Source organism: Lamprobacter modestohalophilus (assembly GCF_016583905.1).
Lineage (GTDB): Bacteria > Pseudomonadota > Gammaproteobacteria > Chromatiales > Chromatiaceae > Lamprobacter > Lamprobacter modestohalophilus.
On the sequence record NZ_NRRY01000118.1, the window covers coordinates 1 to 3,195 of the forward strand.

Below are 3,195 nucleotides of genomic sequence, written 5' to 3' on the forward strand. Positions count from 1 at the left end.
CTCGCGGGTCGCTGAGGGGAGCAAAGTGCTCGACAAGACTGGCAGACATGGGAAACTCCTAGGGTTCGTTTCCCGATAGACTGCCGCAACTGATTCTATTCGCAAAATTTTATACGCGCTCGCCCTGCTCAAGCTCTGCAGGAGTATGCCGATTGCTGGACTATCGGTATCCTAGCAACACTCTTTTCAAGAGGAAGAAAAATGGAACTCATATACAAGAACGATCAGATTAAAGCAACGTTCCGTCGCCTTATCAACGATTATTCCGACATTTGCTTTGCAGTTGCATGGGCATCGAAAGGAAATGTGATCTACGACTTGCTTCGTAACAAGCATTCGTCAGTTGTGTTCGGCGTGATCGGAACTCATTTTTACCAAACTCACCCAGATGTTCTCGATACATTCTGTGCGTCAGACAGCGTGCGCTTTGTGCTACAGCCTGAAGGCGTATTTCATCCAAAGCTCTATCTTTTTCGAAGCGAAAGCCGTTGGGCGGTCTTTATGGGTAGCGCAAACCTTACGACTGCGGCTTTCAGTATCAACTCCGAAGCGATGTTGCTTATCGAAGGGACGACACAAGGTTCAGAAAACCTCCCAGGCGAGGTAGAGACCCTAATTAGGCAATATTGGAATGCTGCTGAAATAATAAACAAAAGAGAAGTTAGTCTGGGATGTTAGGGCCGCAATGCTGGACGCAATTTTTTACATGGAATAGATAGAGTTTTCCTTCTATAGTGTTAGTACTAAATGCTTCGACGATAGCGTTACATCATGAATCAGCAGCATTATCGAAATACCTTACAGGCCAGCCTTAAACACATTGAGATCGAAGGCTTCCGCAGTCTGCGGAAGGTGTCACTCGAACTGCGCCAGTTGACGGTCATGATCGGAGCCAACGGCGCTGGCAAGTCGAATCTTGTTCGCTTTTTCGAGATGTTGAGCTGGATGTTGAAACCACGGGATCTCGGCGGCTTCGTCGAAAAATGGGGTGGTGGCGACGATCAGTTGTTTATGGGGGCCAAGCAAACGCCAATCATGAAGGCGAGTTTGCGCATCGATTCTAGTCTAGGCTTCAACGATTACCGTTTTGGCTTGGCGCATTCGACGGCACGGGATCGTTTGATCTTTGTCGAAGAAGCCTTTCGCTACTCACAGCATGGTCGAGGCACTGAGGCCAGCTGGTTTGAACTCGATGGTGGTGGGGGCGAGGCGCGCTTGCCTGAGGTTGCCGGTGATCAGCAAGCCCCGGAGAGCCAGCGTCGGATCGCGAGCACCCTTGTGCACATGCTGCGCGAATGCGCGACCTATCAGTTTCACGATACCTCTGACACGGCTCCGATCAAGTTACGTTGGGACGCCACAGACCAGCAGCGACTCCGTTCCCACGGCGGTAATCTGGCGGCTGTGCTGCTCTACCTGCGAGAGCACCATTTCAAGCGCTATGCGCTCATTGAGCGACAGATCCGGCGTGTTTTACCGAGCTTCGGCGGCTTCGAGTTGGAGCCGGTGAGCGGAAAAGTCCTTCTGCAATGGCGCAGCAAACAGGGCGGTAAGGTCTTCGGTGCCCACCTCACATCCGATGGTTCGCTACGCCTGTTTTGCCTAGTGACCTTGCTGTCGCTGCCGGACGACATGCTTCCCGATATCATTTTGATTGACGAGCCTGAACTTGGATTGCACCCTGCAGCAATCACGTTGGTCGCAGAGATGACTGAAAGTGTTTCCGAGAATCACCAGATTATCCTTTCGACTCAGTCACCCTATCTTGTGGATTGCTTCGATCTGGATGACATAGTCGTAGCCGATTTCGATGACGAAGGTGCCACAGACTTGCGGCAACTGGATTCATCGGACTATTCGGAGTGGCTAAAGGAGGGGTTCACGCTGTCGGACATCTGGCTGCAAAATGTCATCGGAGGACGACCATGATGCGCTTAGCAATTATCTGCGAGGGGCAGACTGAGGAAGGCTTCGTTAAGCAGTGCCTAGCTCCGCATCTTGCTCAGTATTCTGTTTATGCAACGCCACAGCTATTGGGTAAAACTGCTAGGAAAGATGGCGGTGGGAATGTCAGTGTGGATCGTGTTGTTTCATATATACGTCTGCTTCATCGAGGCTTTGATTGTGTCACCACATTTCTTGATTACTATGGCTTTAAGAAAAAAGGAGAAATGAGCTGTGAGGAACTCACGAATGAGATCGCCGAAATTGCCCAAAGTGCGTTAGGTGCAGGGTATAGTGAAGAGCGGATTATCCCTTATATACAGCGGCACGAGTTTGAGGCGCTGTTGTTTTGTCAGCCAAATGCCTTCGACTTGGAAGAGGATTGGAACGATAGACAACGTGAAGAACTCGAATTAATCAGGCGTCAGTTTGCGACTCCCGAGGACATCAATGATAACCCTAGCACCTCGCCATCAAAGCGGCTTGAACAGACGTTTTCATCGCCTAAATACAGAAAATCACTACATGGTCCATTGATTGCCGAGCAGATCGGTGTCGACATGATGCGCGAAGCGTGCCCTGGCTTTTGCCAGTGGTTGAGTCGACTGGAAGCGCTTAGCATAGGGGGTTAGCGTTGATGCGTGGGCAATCCGGACGGGACGCTCGCAGAGATTGGGCACAAAGAGAATACGGGTGATGGCTTCTGCGCCCCAGACGCCGAGTAATTCAATCTCGTTTGACCGAGGCGAGTGCGTTCCATGCACAATTTTGTGTCGGCAAGCGAGCAGTCCATAGCGCGGTGTGTTATCGCTTTGGGTCTGGCCGGGTAATCGTGGAACCTGAGTTTGTTTACTAAAAATCTCCCAGGCTGATCGACCAACCACCTGATGAAAGGCTTCATCAAGCTGCGGCAGACCTTTTTGCTCTTTCAGCAGCTTGTTCCATGCCGTTTTCCAGCGTTGGACACCGCTGGTCCGAGCTCATCCTCACCACTGAGACCCCGGAGGCGGTGTTTCATAGAGCCTTGCCGCCAGCCGAAGCCCAACAGGTGATGCTTCGCCACCCGTGCCGCCTGGCTGCGCGAACAAGGGCGGCTGATCCGGCCCGCCTGCTGCCGCGCCCTGGTGACCATCAACGGCTTTCCTGTCCCGACCAGGCACAGTCAACGGCGCGAAATCGACGCCACCGCCGCTGCCGACAACGCCGATGGTGCTGTCTGGCTGCAAGCGACACGCGGCAAACGCGCGCGTC

Annotated in this window: 3 protein-coding genes; all 3 read left to right on the forward strand. The window is 52.4% G+C overall.

Going from position 1 to position 3,195, the window contains the following annotated elements; translation table 11 throughout:
- Nucleotides 1-201: 201 nt before the first annotated feature.
- The 3 genes from CKO42_RS26015 to CKO42_RS26025 all read left to right on the forward strand — a co-directional run bounded on the left by CKO42_RS26015 (nucleotide 202) and on the right by CKO42_RS26025 (nucleotide 2,576).
- Nucleotides 202-678 carry a phospholipase D family protein gene (locus CKO42_RS26015; RefSeq protein ID WP_200252098.1) on the forward strand — a complete coding sequence of 159 codons (477 nt, stop codon included), beginning with the start codon at nucleotides 202-204 and terminating at the stop codon, nucleotides 676-678.
- Nucleotides 679-771: 93 nt separating this feature from the next.
- Nucleotides 772-1,929: an AAA family ATPase gene (locus CKO42_RS26020; protein ID WP_200252101.1), complete on the forward strand. Its 1,158-nt coding sequence runs from the start codon at nucleotides 772-774 to the stop codon at nucleotides 1,927-1,929.
- Nucleotides 1,926-2,576 carry a DUF4276 family protein gene (locus tag CKO42_RS26025; RefSeq protein ID WP_200252104.1) on the forward strand — a complete coding sequence of 217 codons (651 nt, stop codon included), beginning with the start codon at nucleotides 1,926-1,928 and terminating at the stop codon, nucleotides 2,574-2,576. Before CKO42_RS26020 ends, CKO42_RS26025 begins: the two co-directional genes overlap by 4 nt.
- Nucleotides 2,577-3,195: the final 619 nt, after the last annotated feature.

What these genes read in the sequence shown, in the direction of transcription:
- CKO42_RS26020 (WP_200252101.1), top strand. Translation starts at nt 772, where the DNA reads ATGAATCAGCAGCATTATCGAAATACCTTACAGGCCAGCCTTAAACAC.
- CKO42_RS26025 (WP_200252104.1), top strand. Translation starts at nt 1,926, where the DNA reads ATGATGCGCTTAGCAATTATCTGCGAGGGGCAGACTGAGGAAGGCTTC.
- CKO42_RS26015 (WP_200252098.1), top strand. Translation starts at nt 202, where the DNA reads ATGGAACTCATATACAAGAACGATCAGATTAAAGCAACGTTCCGTCGC.